Consider the following 14,575-nt stretch of genomic DNA (forward strand, 5'->3'; position numbering starts at 1 on the left):
ACGGTCATCCCCTGTGGCTAGCCGACGTCGCGACGCCGCCAGCCCATGAGCCCGGCCACGAGCGCGACCGCGGCGACCCCGGTCAGCCAGACCAGCGGTGTCGCGGTGAACTCCGCGGCGGGCAGCTTCGGAACGTGCGAGAACGGTGAGGCGTCCACGACCGCCTGCGGCAGGTTCAGCACCGGGCCGAACAGGCTGAGCAGCAACGCCAGCCCGGCGATCGCCCACGCCGCCGTCGTGAACTTCGGCGTCAGGCCGAAGAGTGTCACGGCGAGCCCGGTGATCACCCACACCGCCGGAAGCTGCGCCAGCGACGCGACCACCATGTCCCCGACCGCGTCGCCGACACCGCCGGCCCGCATCCCGTTCGACAGTCCCAGGAGGACACCGCTGACGACCGTCATCAGCGCCGTGCCGCCGAACGCGAACACGAGGTGGCTCCCCAGCAGCCGCAGCCTGCCCACACCCGTCGCGAGCAGCGGCTCGACCCGCACCGCGGTCTCCTCGGCGCGGAGCCGCAACGCGGCCTGCACCCCGTAGAGCGCGATGACCATCGCGAACAGGCCGGTCATCGCCGCCATGAAGGCGTCGATCAGCCCGTCCGTGCCGCCGAGGCGCTGGAAGATCTCCTTCGCCTGCTCGCTCTGCCCGACGACGTCACCGATCCCGCTGGCCACCGAGCCGAACACCGCGGCGCATACCGCCGTGCCGATCAGCCAGCCGATCAACGGACCCCGGTGCAGCCGCCACGCCAGCGCGAACGGGCTGCGCAGCGACGCCGCCGCTTCGGCGGGCCCGGGACGCGGCGGGACGATGCCGGTGCCGACGTCGCGCCGCGGGAGCAGCGCGTACCCGGCGGCGCCGACGACCACGGTGGCGGCCAGTGGCAACAGGATGACCCACCACCGCTCGTCGGCGAACGGCCGGATCCGCTGCGCCCACCCGATCGGGGACAGCCAGGAGACCCAGGCCGCGTCCGAGGTCGAGTCCCCGACCGCGCGCAGCAGGAACGCGACCCCGACGGCGGTGGCGCCGATCCCGTTGGCCGTCCTCGAGTACTCGGCCACCTGGACGGCGACCGCCGCGATCGCCGTGAAGACCAGCCCGGTCACCGCGGTGGCGGCGCCGAACGCGAGCGAGCCCTCGGCGGGCAGCTTCGCGCCGATCATCAGCCCGGTCTCGACGAGTCCGATGAGGACACTCGCCCCGGCGGACACCAGCACGCCCGCGGTCAGCGGGGCGTACCGGCCGACCACCGCGGAGGCCAGCAGTTCCGCGCGGCCCGAGTCCTCCTCGGCCCTGGTGTGCCGGGTGACGGTGAAGACCGCCATCAGCCCGATGACCAGGGCGAGGAAGCCGCCGAGCCGCCACGCGGTGAACCCGCCCGCGGTCGACAGGTCGAAGGCCGGGCCGTAGATCAGCGAAAGCGACGGGTTCGCGCCCATGCTCGCGGTGAGCCCGGCGCGTTCGACGGCCGTCGGGTACAGCGTTTCGAACGTGCCCGCCGACGTCGAGGGCATGATCCCGAGCAGGACGATCCAGATCGGCAGGACGATCCTGTCCCGCCGCAGGGCCAGCCTGGTCAGTTGCCAGGTGCCGACCAGTTCGTGCGTGGGCCCGGAAACGATCGCCGGGCGGTCCAGCGTCGCGGTCATTTCGCGCTCGCTTCGGCCGTGTAGTGGCGGAGGAACAGTTCCTCCAGCGTCGGCGGCTGGCTGGTCAGGCTGCGGACGCCGACCTGGGTGAGCTGCCGCAGCGCGTCGTCGAGGGAGCGGGTTTCGACGTCGAAGCGGACCCGGTTGCCCTCGACCTTGAGGTCGTGGATGTTCCGGAGTTCGGTCAGCCCGTTCGGCGGGCCGGCGAGTTCGGCCGAAATCGACGTCCTGGTGAGATGCCGGAGCTCGGCCAGCGTGCCGGTCTCGACGGTGCGCCCGTTGCGGATGATGCTGACCTTGTCGCAGAGCGCCTCGACCTCGGCCAGGATGTGGCTCGACAGCAGTACCGTGCGGCCCTGCTCGCGCTCCTCCTGGATCGCGTACTGGAAGGTGGCCTCCATCAGCGGGTCGAGGCCGGAAGTCGGCTCGTCGAGGATCAGCAGGTCCACGCGCGAGGCCAGCGCGGCCACGATCGCGACCTTCTGCCGGTTGCCCTTGGAGTAGGTGCGCCCCTTCTTCTTGGGGTCGAGGTCGAAGCGTTCGACGAGGTCCTTGCGGCGGCGCTGATCGAGCCCGCCCCGCAGCCGCCCCAGCAGATCGATCACCTCGCCGCCGGAGAGGTTGGGCCAGAGGTTCACGTCGCCGGGGACGTAGGCGAGGCGCCGGTGCAGGCTCGCCGCGTCCTTCCAGGGGTCGCCGCCGAGCAGGCGGACGTCCCCCGAGTCCGCGTGGAGCAGACCGAGCAGGACCCGGACGGTGGTCGACTTCCCCGCGCCGTTCGGGCCGAGGAAGCCGTGCACCTCCCCAGCGGGTACCCGCAGGTCAAGGCCGTCCAAGGCCTTGGTCCGGCCGAAGGATTTGTGGAGGCCGGAGATGGAGATGGCGTTTTCCATGAAGCTGAAGGTACAGTGATTTCATGAAGTTGTGAAGTTAAGAAAACGTATGGACGGTGTGATCACTCTGGGGGATGTGAGAGAGGATGTGCTCATGACGACGACGCCTGAGAGTGCTTCGAGCACGCAGAGAGACGAGGACGCCGTCCGCCGTTACGTGGAGCACCTGGGCCTCACGCTTTCCCAGATCGGGATGCAGCGGATGCCCGCCAGGGTGTTCGCCGCGTTGATGACCACCGACGCCGGCCGCCTCACCGCGGCCGAGCTGGCCGACCAGCTCTCGGTGAGCCCCGCCGCGATCTCGGGGGCCGTGCGGTACCTGGAGCAGATTGGGCTGGTCGCCAAGGAACGCGAGCCCGGCTCACGCCGCGACCACTACCGGCTCTTCGACGACCTCTGGTACGCCACCTTCATGAAACGCGACCGCATGATCACCATGTGGCGCGACGCGGCCGACGAGGGCGTTTCGGCGCTGGGGGCGGACACCCCGGCGGGTGTACGGGTCGCCGAGATGCGCGACTTCCTGAGCTTCATGATCAAGGAGCTCAACGACATGTACGCGAAGTGGCACGAGATGCAGGCCGAAAAGGGCAAGTGAGCCACTCGCGACACCCCCTCTTGCTCGCTTGAAGTACATGAAGGCCCCCTTCCTGTACCTAGGCGCAAGGAAGGGGGCCTTCATGTACTTGCGATCAACAGCCGCCACATCCGTCCTGGACACTCACGAGGTCACCGCGACCACCAGTGTCGCCGCGAGCCGTTCCGCCCACTCGTCCAGCTCTCCCGGAGACGGCTCGCGGTCCTCGAAGGACGCCAGGAACGCGTACTGGAAACATGCCCCGAGCAGCAGCGACGCCGCCGCGTCCAGGTCCGCGTCCTCGCGGATCCTGCCGAGCCGGGCCTCTTCCTTCAGGTACCCGGCGACGCGCACGAGCGGGACGTCCGGCCCGCGTTCCCTGCTCATGACCCGTTCCCGATGGGTCGCGAGCAGCTCCCGTGAGGAGAACAGCGACACCGCGATCGGGAAGCTCTCCAGGTAGAACGACAGCGCGACCCGCGCCAGGCGGACGAGGTTCTCCGCGAGCGGAGTGTCCGCCGCGGACGCCGTCAGCTCGGCCAAGGTCGTCCCGAGCGCGGGCAGCCGCTCGGTGAGCACGCTCGTGAAGATCTCGGTCTTGTCCTTGAAGTGCTTGTACAGCAACGCCTCGGAATAGCCCGCCGCCTGCGCGATGGCCTTCGTCGTGGCATGCGCGTAGCCCTGCTCGCGCATCACCTTCGCCGCCGCGGCGACGATCTCCTCGCGGCTTCCCATGTTCGCTCCTGAGGGCTTCTCAGCGTTCGCTCGACAAGTGGTTAGTGAACACTCACCATAGTGGGTGAGTGTTCACTAACCCAGGAAGGCGTGACCATGAAGCTCACTGTTCTCGGTGCCACGGGCGGGGTCGGTTCCGAAGTCGTCAAGCAGGCGCTGGCCGCGGGCCACCACGTCACGGCGGTCGTCCGCGACCCGTCCCGGCTGACCGCCGAGGGCGACCTGCTGGAGGTGGTCGTCGCGCAGTTGTCCGAGCACGGCGCGCTGACGGAGGCGGTGTCCGGGCGCGACGTGGTGATCTCCGCCCTCGGCTCCCGCGACCGCAACCCGACGACCATCGTCACCGACGGGGCCCACGCCGCCGTCGCCGCGCTCGGCTCGGCGGGTGTCCGGCGGCTGTTGCTGGTGAGCGCCAGCGGCCCGTTCGTCGACGGCGACGCCTTCTTCACCAGGAACGTCGTCAAGCCGATCCTGGGCAGGATCCTCCGGCGCGCGTTCACGGACATGATCGCCGCCGAGCGGATCGTGCGCGCAAGCGATCTCGACTGGACGATCGTGCGCCCGCCGCGCCTGCTGAACGGGCCGCACACCGGCGAGATCGCCGCCCGCACCGACGGCAACGTCCGCGGGAGCTACAGCATCAACCGCGCCGACGTCGCCGATTACCTGCTCCGCGCGGCCGCGGACGACTCGCTCGTCCGCCAGACGGTCTCGATCGCCCACGGCTGACTTCCGCATCCAGTCCTCTCGATGCGGTTGTTGCGTGCGCAACGATCGCGTTCAGAGGACGAAACGCGGCAGTAAGGTCCTGGCGTGATCAGCCGTGCGGTGGTGCTCGCCCCGATCCTTCTCGCGCAAGCCGTCCGGGTGCGCCGTACGACGCCCAGGTTGCCCGGTGCCGCGGGCCCGGTCACCGGCCTGGTGGCCGGCGACGGCGGCCCGCTGCGGCTCGCGGTGCTCGGCGAGTCCACTGTGGACGGGGTCGGCGCGGCGACACACGCCGAGGCGCTGACCGGACGGCTCGCGGACGAACTCGCGCGGGGCGGCCGCGCGGTCGCCTGGCAGGCGATCGGCCGGACCGGCGCCAACGCCCGCGTGGTGCGCGAGGACCTGCTGCCGCTGCTCGAACCCGCCGACCTGGTCGTGATCGCGCTCGGCGTCAACGACACGATCGAACTGCGTTCGGCCACGCGCTACCGGCGTGACCTGCTCGACCTGATCGTCGCGGTGCGACGTCGCGTGGGGCGGGTGCCGGTGGTGCTGGCGGGCGTGCCGCCGATGGGCCGGTTCCCCTCGCTGCCGCGTCCGCTGCGGGACGTCCTCGGCGCGCGGTCGGCCGTCCTCGACGCGGCGGCCGCCCGGCTGGCCCTGCTGCCCGGCGTCGTCCACGTCCCGATGCCGGCCGCGATGCTGGACCCCGCGACCTTCGCCGAAGACCGTTTCCACCCCGGTCCAGAGGGTTATCGGCGCTGGGCCGGACAACTCGCGGACGTGAGCCGTCAGCTACTCAGCGACACTTTTCCGGGGGAAAAGCGCTGATCAGGTCACCCGCCTGCCACAGATTAAGAAATTTCCGTGAAAAAGCTGGCTCTGCGTGTATCTGGTGGCAGCCTCGTTGCGTCCTATGGAGCAGTCGAGGAAATGAGGGACACCCGATGACGACCGAGACCAACACCGCGCCCGTCGACGACGAGGCCACGGCCACCGAAGACCTCGAAGAGACGACCCCGAAGCCGAAACCGATCACGGCGCCGGTCCCGCCCCGTCCCGGCACCAGCCCGGACGGCAACTGGGAGCCGAACGGCACCAACCCGACGGTGAACTGAACCAACACAGACAGGTGATGTCCGGAGGCCGAGGGGGCCGCCGGGCATCACCTCCGGGTGCTCCTTCGGGGGAGGGGGACGCCCGGACGCGGGCCCGTTGGGGAGCGGGCCCGGGGGGAGGGAAAAAGGGCCGGCCGGTGCGCAGTCCACACCTACTCGCGCCGGCCGGTGCCTTTGTCCTCCGCCCACACCGAGGGGGACGACCGAAACTCGACAAAAAAGTTAGTGACTTGATGTATCCCAGAGCCTCTTGCACGCTCCTTCTCCCCGAAGGGCCCGCGATACTGCCAGCGCCGACACGAAGACACGTCCGAAGTGGGGCAGATACGGTGACCGACGTGCAAACGACCGAGGTAGACCCGCCATGGGAAGGACTGACCGGTGCCGACCTGCATGCCGCCTGCATGCGCGCGGCGCGGGCTGGTGACCGCCAGGCGATGGACAGACTTGTGCACGAGCTGACCCCGCTCGTGTGGCATGTCGCGCGCGCGAACGGGCTCGATCGCCTGACCGCCGAGGACGTGGTCCAAACGGTGTGGCTCGCCCTGTTCAGCCAGCTCGACAAACTCCGTGACCCCAAGGCACTCGCCGCCTGGTTGATCACCACCACCAGGCGCGAGGCCCAGCATCCCTTCGGCCGCCGCGCTCAGCCCGTCCCACTGACCGACGAGCTGGCCGAAAGCATGGAGAGCACCCATCCGGCCCCCGAAGAGGAAGCCGTCCGCGCCGACCGGGATCGCCGGGTCTGGCGCGCCTTCCTCCGCCTGCCGCACCGCTGTCAGCAGCTTCTTCGGCTGACCGTGCTCGCCGGGCGCGCCGAATACCAACTGGTCGCCGAAGCACTCCGCATGCCGCGCGGAAGTGTCGGCCCGACCAGGGGCCGTTGCCTCGAATCGATGCGCGACCTGCTGGCCCACGAAGGGGGAAGCCGATGAACGACCTCGGGACGCCGGGGGAGATGACCTCCCCGGGCGATGAGGCCTTGCTCGCCGATATCGGGCGTTTCATGGACGAACTGGACCCGCCACCGGGAGACCTGGTGCAGCGGGTTCAGTTCGCGCTCGCGCTCGAGAACCTCGACGTGGAGGTCGCCCGCTGGGAGCGGATGGACGCCACGGCGGGCGTTCGCGGCAGCGACACCGGCACGATCACCTTCACCGTCAGCGATCTGACCGTGATGATCAACCTCACCAAGATCGGCAAGAAACACCGGATCGACGGCTGGCTCGTGCCCGCCGGCGAGTACGGAGTGGAGGTTCGCGTCGCCGAGCACGGCACGAGTTCCACCACCGCCGACGAAGGAGGCCGGTTCGTGCTGGACAACGTCCCCCAGGGCACCACCCAGATCGTGATCCACCTCGGCGACGTCACCTGTCGCCGGACGGTCGTGACCCCGACAGTGGTGCTGTAACCGGACGGCTGTTCCGTTATGCGGCGCGGGTGTGCTCCCATAGTGCGTGTGCCCGCGCAGCTTCCTGTCGTCGATCCCGTAGCCGAGGCCGCGGACCTCCATCGTCAGGCGATGGCCGCCGCCGCCGACCACGGCCCGGGCGCCGCGATCAGGTTGTTGCAGCGCGCTTTGTCGTGCCTCGGGCCGCTGACCGCCGCGGGGCCGGAACGGCTGGAGATCCGGGTCAGGGTGCTGATCAGCCTCGCCGCGGCCGAGGCCGAGGTCCTGTCCCAAGAGGACGGATTCGCTCGGCTGGACGAGGCGGAGCGAGTGCGGCTTTCGCTTCCGGAAGGCGAAACCCGGCGGCTGCTGCGGTTCACCGTCGTCCTGCAGCGCGCCGTCGTCCTGATGCGGATCGGAAGGCTGGAGGAGGCGCTCGCGCTCTACGACGCGGTGCTGCCCAGCCTCGCCGACGAGGCGGAGGACCACAGCCTGCTCCTGACCCGGAACATGATGAACCGGGCGTGGCTGCATCTCCAGATGACCAATCCCGACGGTGCCTACAAGGATCTGAGCGGCGCGCTGGACATCGCGGTCACGTACGGCCATCGCCGTCTCGAAGGGAAGATCCGGCACAACCTGGGTGATCACGCCCAGTTGCTCGGCGACATCCCCGAAGCGCTCCGGCACTACGAGCAGGCGGCCTCGATCTTCGTCACCGACGGGCCCGGTTCGCTGCCGCTCGTTCGGCTCGACCAGGCGAAGGCCCTGCTCACCGCCGGGCTCGGCGAAGAGGCGGCGCGACACCTCGACGAGGCGATTCCCGAACTCCGGGGCAACGGCGCCCACCATCTCGTCGCGGAAGCCGAGGTCGCGCGGGCCGGGGCCGCCATCCTGGAGGGTGACCACGTTCTCGCGAAGAAGCTCGCGACATCCGCACGGCGGAGCTTCCTGCGGCGTGGCAACGGCCGGTGGGCCGAGATCGCCGAGTTGACCAGGCTTCGCGTGGACGCGGTGAAGGTCTTGGCGGACCGGGAGAAGAAGCCGTCCGCGAAACTGCCGGAGCGGCTGGCCGACCTCGCCATCCGGTTGGCGGGTCTCGGTCTGCGCGACGAAGCGGGCGCGGCCAGGATGTTCGCGGTGCGGCTGCTGATCCGTCGCGGGGAGACGGTCGCCGCGCAGGAACTCCTGGCGCAGGTACCGAAACCGCGGCAGACCACGCCGATCGACCACCGGATGCAGCTGCGATTGTGCCGCGCCGAACTCGCCGTGGCGTCCCACCGGCCGCGGTCGGCGCTCGCGCAGGCACGGGCCGGGCTGGCGGAACTCGGGCAGATCCGCGACCGCATGGGCGGGCTCGACCTCGTCTGCGGGACGGCGGCGCACGGCGAGGAGCTGGGCAAACTCGCGCTGACGCTGGTGCTCAAGAAGGCGAGGCGCAGCGGCGCCGGGGCGAAGAGCCTGTTCGCGTGGCTGGAACGCACGCGCGCGCAGGTGTACCGCTACGAGCCGCTCCCGGTCATCGAGGATCCCGCGCTCGCCCGGCACATCAACGAAATGCGGCACGTGCAGGGGACGATCCAGGCGCGACGGCTGTCCGGTGAACCGGTCGGGGAACTCGAGGAGCGCTACGACCGGTTGCAACGGGAGGCGACGAGGCTCGGCTGGTACACCAGCAAGTGGGGTCGCCCGCGGCCCGTCTCGGCACCCGAAGAGGTGGTCGAGCGGCTCGGTGACCGCGTGCTGGTCAGCCTGATGGGGTATCGCGACACCTTGTACGCGGTGGTCGTGGACCGCGGCCGGTTCCGGCTCCTGAAGCTGGGGCCGCTCGGTGAGATCGTCGAGACCGCGCGGCAGTTGCACGCGGACCTCGACGCGCTGGCCCCGGACAACCTGCCCGCGCCGCTGGTCGAGGTCGTCACCGGTTCCGCGCGGCGCCGGGCGGACAAACTGGACCGGCTGATCTCCGCGTCGCTGGCGAAAACGCTGGAGAACCGTGAGCTGATCATCGTGCCGATCGGTTCGCTGTACGCGTTGCCTTGGGGCGCTTTGCCTTCACTGCACGGACATCCGGTGTCGATCGCGCCGTCGGCGACCGCCTGGGTGACCGCGTCCGGGCGGCGGAACTCCGGCCCGGTGCTGCTCGCCGGCGGGCCGGGGGTGCCGGGCTCGGTGGGCGAGGTGCGGAACCTGCGGGCCGTGTACCCGCAGGCCCGGCTCGTCGACGGGAAGGACGCGACCAGCGACACCGTCCTGTCCGCTTTGGACGGTTCCGGAATGGCGCATCTGGTCGCGCACGGCGCGCACGAACCGGCGAACGCGTTGTTCTCGCGGCTGGAGCTGGTCGACGGCCCGTTGTACGCGCACGAAACCGCCCGGCTCGCGAAGCCGCCGGAACGGGTGGTGCTGGCCGCGTGCGAACTCGCGATGAGTCATATCCGGCCCGGCGAGGAGGCGCTCGGCTTCGCCGGGACGTTGCTCGCCAGCGGCTCGCGGACGGTCATCGGCGCGATCGCGCGGGTCGGCGACAAGGCGGCCGCCGCCGCGATGGCCGACCTGCACCGGCGGCTGGCTTCGGGGACGGCGCCCGCTTTGGCGCTCGCGGAAGCGACCGCCGCCGATCCGCTGCGGCGCCCCTTCTTGTGTCTTGGCGCGGGCTGAAGTTTCACCGCGTCTCGTGCGGCAAGGCGTCCTTCGCCGCGTCCTATGTGGCGAAAGCTCCCTTCGCCGCGTCCAATGCGGCTATGGCGTCCTTCACTTACCCACAGGAGTTGTCCACAAGTAACGTCGCCTGTGGACAACTCCGCCGAGCGCCCGTTTCCGCCGCCCAGCCCCGGTAGACTGGACTCGGGGTCGCCCCCCTTGGGAAGGGCGGGGGGTGGGGTCAGGCGCGTTCGGCGTGTTTCACCAGGCGGGTGGCCAGGATCGAGATCACGGACCGCAGGGCCGCGCGGACGGCGGCGCCGGTGCCGGGCAGCGGTTCGGTGAACCGGCCGGTCCACCGCAGATCCGTGCCGCCGGAAGCGTTCGGCGTGAACGAGACTTCGGCGCGATAGTCCTTAAGCAGCGCGAGACCCGCGAAGCCGTAGACGTGCTTTCGGTCCTGTTCGTACTCCAGCGTCTCTTCGTGGAGATACACCGGCCACAGGCCCACGGCCCGCACCGCGCCAACGCCGTCGGCGCCCGGCTCCCGCGCCCAGCGCGAGTGGAACACCACCGGTTTCGCCCATTCCGACCACCGGGAACCGTCGGCCTCCAGCGCGAACAGCGAAGCGGGCGAGGCGCTGCTCGTCCGGTTGACCTCGAAGGAGTACGTCTTGCCCATGTGGCGACGATAACCGCTCCGAACGCCACGGATAAGTAAAGATAGGGGCGTGAGCACGCCGCGCCGCGAGATCGCCGCACCACATTGGCTGGTGCAGCTGCTCCGCAGCACACCGGTTCCCATTCCGTGGAACATGGTCGCCCGCGCCGTCCTCGCCCTCGCCGTCCCGCTCGCCGTCGGCTACGCACTGGGCGACATCGGTGTCGGCGCGCTCGTCTCCACCGGCGCCCTGCCGACCGTCCTTTCCGAATCCGCCGGCCCGTACCGCTACCGCGCCCGGCGGCTCGGTGGAGCCACCGCGGCGGCGGGTCTCGGCTACTTCGCCGGGCTGATCACCGGCGGCATCCCGGCCGCGTCCATCCCGGTCGTCGTCGGGGTCGCCGCGGTGTCCGCGCTGATCAGCGCGGCGGGCAGCAACGCGTCGGTCGCCGGGCTGCAGATGTTCGTCTTCTGCGTGCTCGGCACCGGCCAGCACGTCACCGGCCTGCGCGTCGAACTCCTCCTCGGCTACTTCTGCGTCGGCGCCGCCTGGAGCCTGCTGATCGCGCTCGCCACCTGGACCTTCCGCGCCACCAGCCCCGAACGCGGCGCCGTCGCGCACGTCTACGTCGAACTCGCCGCGATGCTCTCCGCGACCGACGAAGCCACCTCCCGCGTCGCGCGGCACCAGCTCACGACCGCGATGAACACCGCGTACGACCGGCTGCTCACCGCGCGATCCTGGCTGTCCGGCCGCGACGCCACCTACCGTCAGCTGCTCAACCTGCTCTCGGCCAGCACACCCGCCGTCGAGGCGTCGGTCGCGATGGTCAACGCCGGCCGCCACGCACCGGACGACGTGATCGACCACTTCATCGCGACCTCGGCCGCCGTCCTCGCGAACCAGGAACTCCCGGAGCCGCCCGAAGCGCCCGAAGACGCCGACCCGGTCCTCGCCGCGCTCTATGCCGGGCTCGCCCGGATAGGCAAGGGCGACAACCGGAAACGCCGCGAGGTCCAGCCGTGGCACAAACGCCTTCGCGGCTGGGCGGGTTCGCTCGTTTCCGGCCCGCTCACCTGGTTCGCCGCGCTCCGCCTCACGCTGTGCGTCGCGATCGCCGAAGTCGTCGCGCTGCTCGTCCCGTTCGAACGGTCCTACTGGATCACGCTCACCGTCGGCATCGTCCTCAAACCGGACTTCGGCTCGGTCTTCGGCCGCGCCGTGCTGCGCGGCATCGGCACGGTGATCGGTGTCGGCATCGGCGCGGCCGTGCTCGCCGCGGGCGGCGAAGGCTGGCTGCTGGTCCTGCTGATCGCCGTGTTCGCGGGTGGCGTCGCGGTCGGCAAGGTCCGCAACTACGGCATCCTCAGCGCCTTCGTGACACCGCTGATCATCCTGCAGATGGACCTCGCCAGCACCGGAAGCTGGAACGTCGTGCTCGCCAGGCTCGTCGACACCGTGCTCGGCTGCGCGATCGTGCTGATCTTCGGCTACCTGCTCTGGCCGGGCAGCCGACGGCCACAGGTCGGCGGACGGCTCGCCGACAGCCTCGACAGCTTGGTGAAATACGTCGACAAAGGACTCGTGCTCGCGCCGTCCGGCGAGGCCCGGTTGGAACGCTCGCGCGCCCGCCGCCGCGCCTACCGCGCGCTGGCCGACCTGCGGACCGCGTTCCAGCAGGTCGTCGTCGAACCCTCCGCCGCCGGGCGGCAGGCCGTCGCCTGGTGGCCGGTGATCGCCGGGCTCGAACGCGTCGCCGACGCCGTCACCGAGGTCGGCGTCACCCTCGGGCGCGGCGCCCCCGCCCCCGGCGAGGCCGACGTCGCGCTCCTGACGGCGGCCCTCGCCGAACTCGCGGCCGCCGTCCGCGAGGAACGGGACCCGGCGGAGATGCCGATGCCCGACGACGAGCAACTGGCCGGCGTCGTCGACCAGATCGGCGCCGCCTTCGACGCCGTGCGCGGTCCCGACCTCGTCGAACGCGCGCCGCTGCGGCTGGTCCGGCGATTCCTGCCGTACCACCGCCGCGCCTGAGGCATCCTGGTCCCGACGGACCGACTTTCCTGGGGAGCCGATGAAGGACTGGATACCGCTGCTCCAAAGCCTGATCTGGCCGGTGCTCATCGTGGGCCTGGTGATCAAGTTCCGGTCCTCGCTCCACCGGCTCGCCGACACCATCACCAGCCGGGTGAGCCAGGGCGCTTCCTTCGAGGCCGGCGCCTCAGGGGTCAGGCTCGGACCCGCCTCGCCGCAGACCCCCTCCGGCCCCGAACCGGAGCCCGGCGCGCAGCCGGTGCTGAACGCGGCGTCCGCGTCCGCCGAACCCCGGCCGGACGCGACCGGCGCCAACACGATCCACCTCGCCCACACGGCCCGGCGTGAGCGGCAGCTGGACCGGGGCAACTACCAGTACCACAGCATCCATGTCTTCCTCGTGGGAGACGACGACCGCGGCCTCGACCGCGTCACCAAGGTCGTCTACCACCTCCACCCGACGTTCTACGAGCCGAACCGGATCGTCACGAACCGGAAGACGGACTTCGAGCTGAGGACGGCGGGCTGGGGGATGTTCAACCTCACGGCCGACGTCCACCTCGAAGGCCGGGCGACGCCGTTGAAGCTCGAGCGGTACATCAACTTCTGACCACCCACCCGGACGGGGGATGGGTGAGCATCATCTCGAACTAATGTTCGAGTTTTCACGCATAATCGACGCATGCTCGACACTGGTGACACGCTGCCGCCGGGGCCGCGTCACCTGCGCATGGTCCGGCCCAACCAGCCCGTTTGGGTCGATCTCAAGCTGGTGTACCCCGTCGGCGCGGTGAAGACCCGCCTGCCCGACGGCCTGGATCTGACCGCCACCGTCCCCGGACTGCTGGGAATGTGGCGGGCGACGACGACGGGGCACTGGGTCGGCTGGGTCACCTTCCAGCTCGGTCCGGTCGGCCGGGGCGGCACGACGCATTCGCAGTGGGTGCTGGCCGAGGCGTTGCGGCCACGCGAGGAGCGGAACGCGTGGTCGGGCAGCTTCCCTTCCGAGCGGAGACGATGATCGTCCCGGCCCGTGGACGAGGTTGACCCCGCCGCCGGCCGGCACCACCATGAGAACGTGTCCACCATCCGGGAGTGCTCGCCGATCCGCTCGGTGGGTGAAGGTGTCGTAGCGCTGTTCCTGCGCCGTGGACGTTTGGGTTCTCCGCCCGCGTAGCTCCTCGTCTCGCCAAGTCATCCGACGGTGAATCCAGGGAGCCCGCATGTCCATCGAACTGCCCGACCGTGTCCGTCTCCGCCCCGCGACCGTCCCCGACGGCGGCATCCTCGAAGGGCCGCGTGTGCTGCGGCGCTTGCCGGAAGGTGTCGAGGAGCGCCCGTACGAGCTTTTCGCGCTACGCCCGCTGGGAAGGGTGATCGGCGCCGAGATCGGCGGCGTCGATCTCGCCCGGCCGCTGACGCCCGCGCTCCACGCCGAGCTGAATCGCGCGCTGCTGGAGTGGAAGGTGCTGTTCTTCCGCGATCAGGACATCACTTCGGCGCACCAGCGCGCGTTCGCCGCCAACTGGGGTGAACTGGAGACGAACCCGTTCATCCCGAAGGGGGAGACCGAGGACACCACGCGGTTCGCCCGGTCCGTGACCATGCCCGCGTTCGAGAACATCTGGCACGTGGACGTCACGTTCCGGCCCGCGCCGGCGCTCGGTTCGGTCCTGCGGCTGATCGAGGTCCCGCCGGTGGGCGGCGACACGATGTGGGCCGACATGGCCGCCGCCTACGACAACCTGCCCGACGACATCCGCGACCGCGTCGACGGGTTGACCGCGGTGCACGACTTCATCCCCGGCTTCGACCGCTTCTCCGACCCGGAACTCCTGCTGCGCCACCAAGACGCGTTCCCGCCGGTCGAGCACCCGGTCGTCCGCACGCACCCGGAAACCGGGCGCCGCACCCTCTTCGTGAACCAGGCCTTCACGACGCATATCGTCGGCATCGACCGCGACGAGAGCGACAGGCTCCTGCGATACCTGTTCAGCCGCGCGCATATCCCGGAGTTCCAGGTGCGCTTCAGCTGGCGGCCGGGATCAGTGGCCTTCTGGGACAACCGCGCCACCCAGCACTACGCCGTCAACGACTACCACCCGTACGCGCGGGTGGCCGAACGCGTCGCCATCACGGGCGACCGGCCGTTCTGAGCGT

At 70.3% G+C, this 14,575-nt stretch carries 15 protein-coding genes; 11 read left to right on the forward strand and 4 right to left on the reverse strand.

Going from position 1 to position 14,575, the window contains the following annotated elements; translation table 11 throughout:
* Positions 1 to 17: 17 nt before the first annotated feature.
* Both ACIBTM_RS14890 and ACIBTM_RS14895 read right to left on the reverse strand, forming a co-directional pair.
* On the reverse strand, positions 18 to 1,655 hold the full coding sequence (locus tag ACIBTM_RS14890; protein ID WP_395877044.1) for an ABC transporter permease: 1,638 nt from the start codon (positions 1,653 to 1,655) through the stop codon (positions 18 to 20).
* Complete coding sequence (locus ACIBTM_RS14895) at positions 1,652 to 2,548, reverse strand: ATP-binding cassette domain-containing protein (protein WP_395877045.1); 897 nt, start codon at positions 2,546 to 2,548, stop codon at positions 1,652 to 1,654. Before ACIBTM_RS14895 ends, ACIBTM_RS14890 begins: the two co-directional genes overlap by 4 nt.
* Before the next feature lie 94 nt (positions 2,549 to 2,642).
* On the opposite strand from ACIBTM_RS14895, the gene ACIBTM_RS14900 reads away from it, so the two are divergent.
* Complete coding sequence (locus ACIBTM_RS14900; RefSeq protein WP_395877046.1) at positions 2,643 to 3,146, forward strand: GbsR/MarR family transcriptional regulator; 504 nt, start codon at positions 2,643 to 2,645, stop codon at positions 3,144 to 3,146.
* Positions 3,147 to 3,269: 123 nt separating this feature from the next.
* Here ACIBTM_RS14900 and ACIBTM_RS14905 read toward each other — a convergent pair whose 3' ends face one another.
* Positions 3,270 to 3,860, reverse strand: coding sequence for a TetR/AcrR family transcriptional regulator (locus ACIBTM_RS14905; RefSeq protein WP_395877047.1), 591 nt, complete (start codon positions 3,858 to 3,860; stop codon positions 3,270 to 3,272).
* 96 nt (positions 3,861 to 3,956) lie between these two features.
* Between ACIBTM_RS14905 and ACIBTM_RS14910 the strand changes: the two genes are divergently transcribed.
* The 6 genes from ACIBTM_RS14910 to ACIBTM_RS14935 all read left to right on the forward strand — a co-directional run bounded on the left by ACIBTM_RS14910 (position 3,957) and on the right by ACIBTM_RS14935 (position 9,737).
* Positions 3,957 to 4,589 (forward strand): NAD(P)-dependent oxidoreductase, encoded by a 633-nt coding sequence (locus ACIBTM_RS14910; RefSeq protein WP_395877048.1) that lies wholly within the window; start codon positions 3,957 to 3,959, stop codon positions 4,587 to 4,589.
* A gap of 84 nt (positions 4,590 to 4,673) precedes the next feature.
* Entirely contained in the window at positions 4,674 to 5,399 is a 726-nt protein-coding gene (locus tag ACIBTM_RS14915; protein ID WP_395877049.1) for an SGNH/GDSL hydrolase family protein, read from the forward strand.
* A gap of 116 nt (positions 5,400 to 5,515) precedes the next feature.
* On the forward strand, positions 5,516 to 5,686 hold the full coding sequence (locus ACIBTM_RS14920) for a hypothetical protein (RefSeq protein ID WP_199749879.1): 171 nt from the start codon (positions 5,516 to 5,518) through the stop codon (positions 5,684 to 5,686).
* Between the two features lie 329 nt (positions 5,687 to 6,015).
* Positions 6,016 to 6,621, forward strand: coding sequence for an RNA polymerase sigma factor (locus ACIBTM_RS14925; protein WP_101611873.1), 606 nt, complete (start codon positions 6,016 to 6,018; stop codon positions 6,619 to 6,621).
* Positions 6,618 to 7,097 (forward strand): hypothetical protein, encoded by a 480-nt coding sequence (locus ACIBTM_RS14930; protein WP_007030725.1) that lies wholly within the window; start codon positions 6,618 to 6,620, stop codon positions 7,095 to 7,097. Before ACIBTM_RS14925 ends, ACIBTM_RS14930 begins: the two co-directional genes overlap by 4 nt.
* 111 nt (positions 7,098 to 7,208) lie before the next feature.
* The gene (locus tag ACIBTM_RS14935) at positions 7,209 to 9,737 is read left to right on the forward strand and encodes a CHAT domain-containing protein (RefSeq protein WP_395878069.1); all 2,529 of its coding nucleotides are present in this window, start codon (positions 7,209 to 7,211) and stop codon (positions 9,735 to 9,737) included.
* 223 nt (positions 9,738 to 9,960) lie between these two features.
* Here ACIBTM_RS14935 and ACIBTM_RS14940 read toward each other — a convergent pair whose 3' ends face one another.
* A complete protein-coding gene (locus ACIBTM_RS14940) occupies positions 9,961 to 10,401 on the reverse strand; it encodes an SRPBCC family protein (RefSeq protein ID WP_395877050.1) in 441 nt (146 codons plus the stop codon).
* A gap of 49 nt (positions 10,402 to 10,450) precedes the next feature.
* Here ACIBTM_RS14940 and ACIBTM_RS14945 point away from each other — a divergent pair, with 49 nt between their 5' ends.
* The 4 genes from ACIBTM_RS14945 (at position 10,451) to ACIBTM_RS14960 (ending at position 14,571) form a co-directional block, all read left to right on the forward strand.
* Positions 10,451 to 12,415 (forward strand): FUSC family protein, encoded by a 1,965-nt coding sequence (locus tag ACIBTM_RS14945; RefSeq protein ID WP_395877051.1) that lies wholly within the window; start codon positions 10,451 to 10,453, stop codon positions 12,413 to 12,415.
* Between the two features lie 40 nt (positions 12,416 to 12,455).
* Positions 12,456 to 13,025: a pYEATS domain-containing protein gene (locus tag ACIBTM_RS14950; RefSeq protein WP_395877052.1), complete on the forward strand. Its 570-nt coding sequence runs from the start codon at positions 12,456 to 12,458 to the stop codon at positions 13,023 to 13,025.
* Positions 13,026 to 13,097: 72 nt separating this feature from the next.
* Positions 13,098 to 13,436: a hypothetical protein gene (locus ACIBTM_RS14955; protein ID WP_395877053.1), complete on the forward strand. Its 339-nt coding sequence runs from the start codon at positions 13,098 to 13,100 to the stop codon at positions 13,434 to 13,436.
* Between the two features lie 202 nt (positions 13,437 to 13,638).
* Complete coding sequence (locus ACIBTM_RS14960; RefSeq protein ID WP_395877054.1) at positions 13,639 to 14,571, forward strand: TauD/TfdA dioxygenase family protein; 933 nt, start codon at positions 13,639 to 13,641, stop codon at positions 14,569 to 14,571.
* The last annotated feature ends 4 nt before the right edge of the window (positions 14,572 to 14,575 follow it).

It is taken from the genome of Amycolatopsis sp. NPDC049868 (assembly GCF_044461365.1).
Lineage (GTDB): Bacteria > Actinomycetota > Actinomycetes > Mycobacteriales > Pseudonocardiaceae > Amycolatopsis.

Bases quoted from the DNA above. Each gene is read 5' to 3' on its own strand.
- ACIBTM_RS14890 (WP_395877044.1), bottom strand. From the start codon at position 1,655: ATGACCGCGACGCTGGACCGCCCGGCGATCGTTTCCGGGCCCACGCAC.
- ACIBTM_RS14895 (WP_395877045.1), bottom strand. From the start codon at position 2,548: ATGGAAAACGCCATCTCCATCTCCGGCCTCCACAAATCCTTCGGCCGG.
- ACIBTM_RS14900 (WP_395877046.1), top strand. From the start codon at position 2,643: ATGACGACGACGCCTGAGAGTGCTTCGAGCACGCAGAGAGACGAGGAC.
- ACIBTM_RS14905 (WP_395877047.1), bottom strand. From the start codon at position 3,860: ATGGGAAGCCGCGAGGAGATCGTCGCCGCGGCGGCGAAGGTGATGCGC.
- ACIBTM_RS14910 (WP_395877048.1), top strand. From the start codon at position 3,957: ATGAAGCTCACTGTTCTCGGTGCCACGGGCGGGGTCGGTTCCGAAGTC.
- ACIBTM_RS14920 (WP_199749879.1), top strand. From the start codon at position 5,516: ATGACGACCGAGACCAACACCGCGCCCGTCGACGACGAGGCCACGGCC.
- ACIBTM_RS14930 (WP_007030725.1), top strand. From the start codon at position 6,618: ATGAACGACCTCGGGACGCCGGGGGAGATGACCTCCCCGGGCGATGAG.
- ACIBTM_RS14935 (WP_395878069.1), top strand. From the start codon at position 7,209: ATGGCCGCCGCCGCCGACCACGGCCCGGGCGCCGCGATCAGGTTGTTG.
- ACIBTM_RS14940 (WP_395877050.1), bottom strand. From the start codon at position 10,401: ATGGGCAAGACGTACTCCTTCGAGGTCAACCGGACGAGCAGCGCCTCG.
- ACIBTM_RS14950 (WP_395877052.1), top strand. From the start codon at position 12,456: ATGAAGGACTGGATACCGCTGCTCCAAAGCCTGATCTGGCCGGTGCTC.
- ACIBTM_RS14955 (WP_395877053.1), top strand. From the start codon at position 13,098: ATGCTCGACACTGGTGACACGCTGCCGCCGGGGCCGCGTCACCTGCGC.
- ACIBTM_RS14960 (WP_395877054.1), top strand. From the start codon at position 13,639: ATGTCCATCGAACTGCCCGACCGTGTCCGTCTCCGCCCCGCGACCGTC.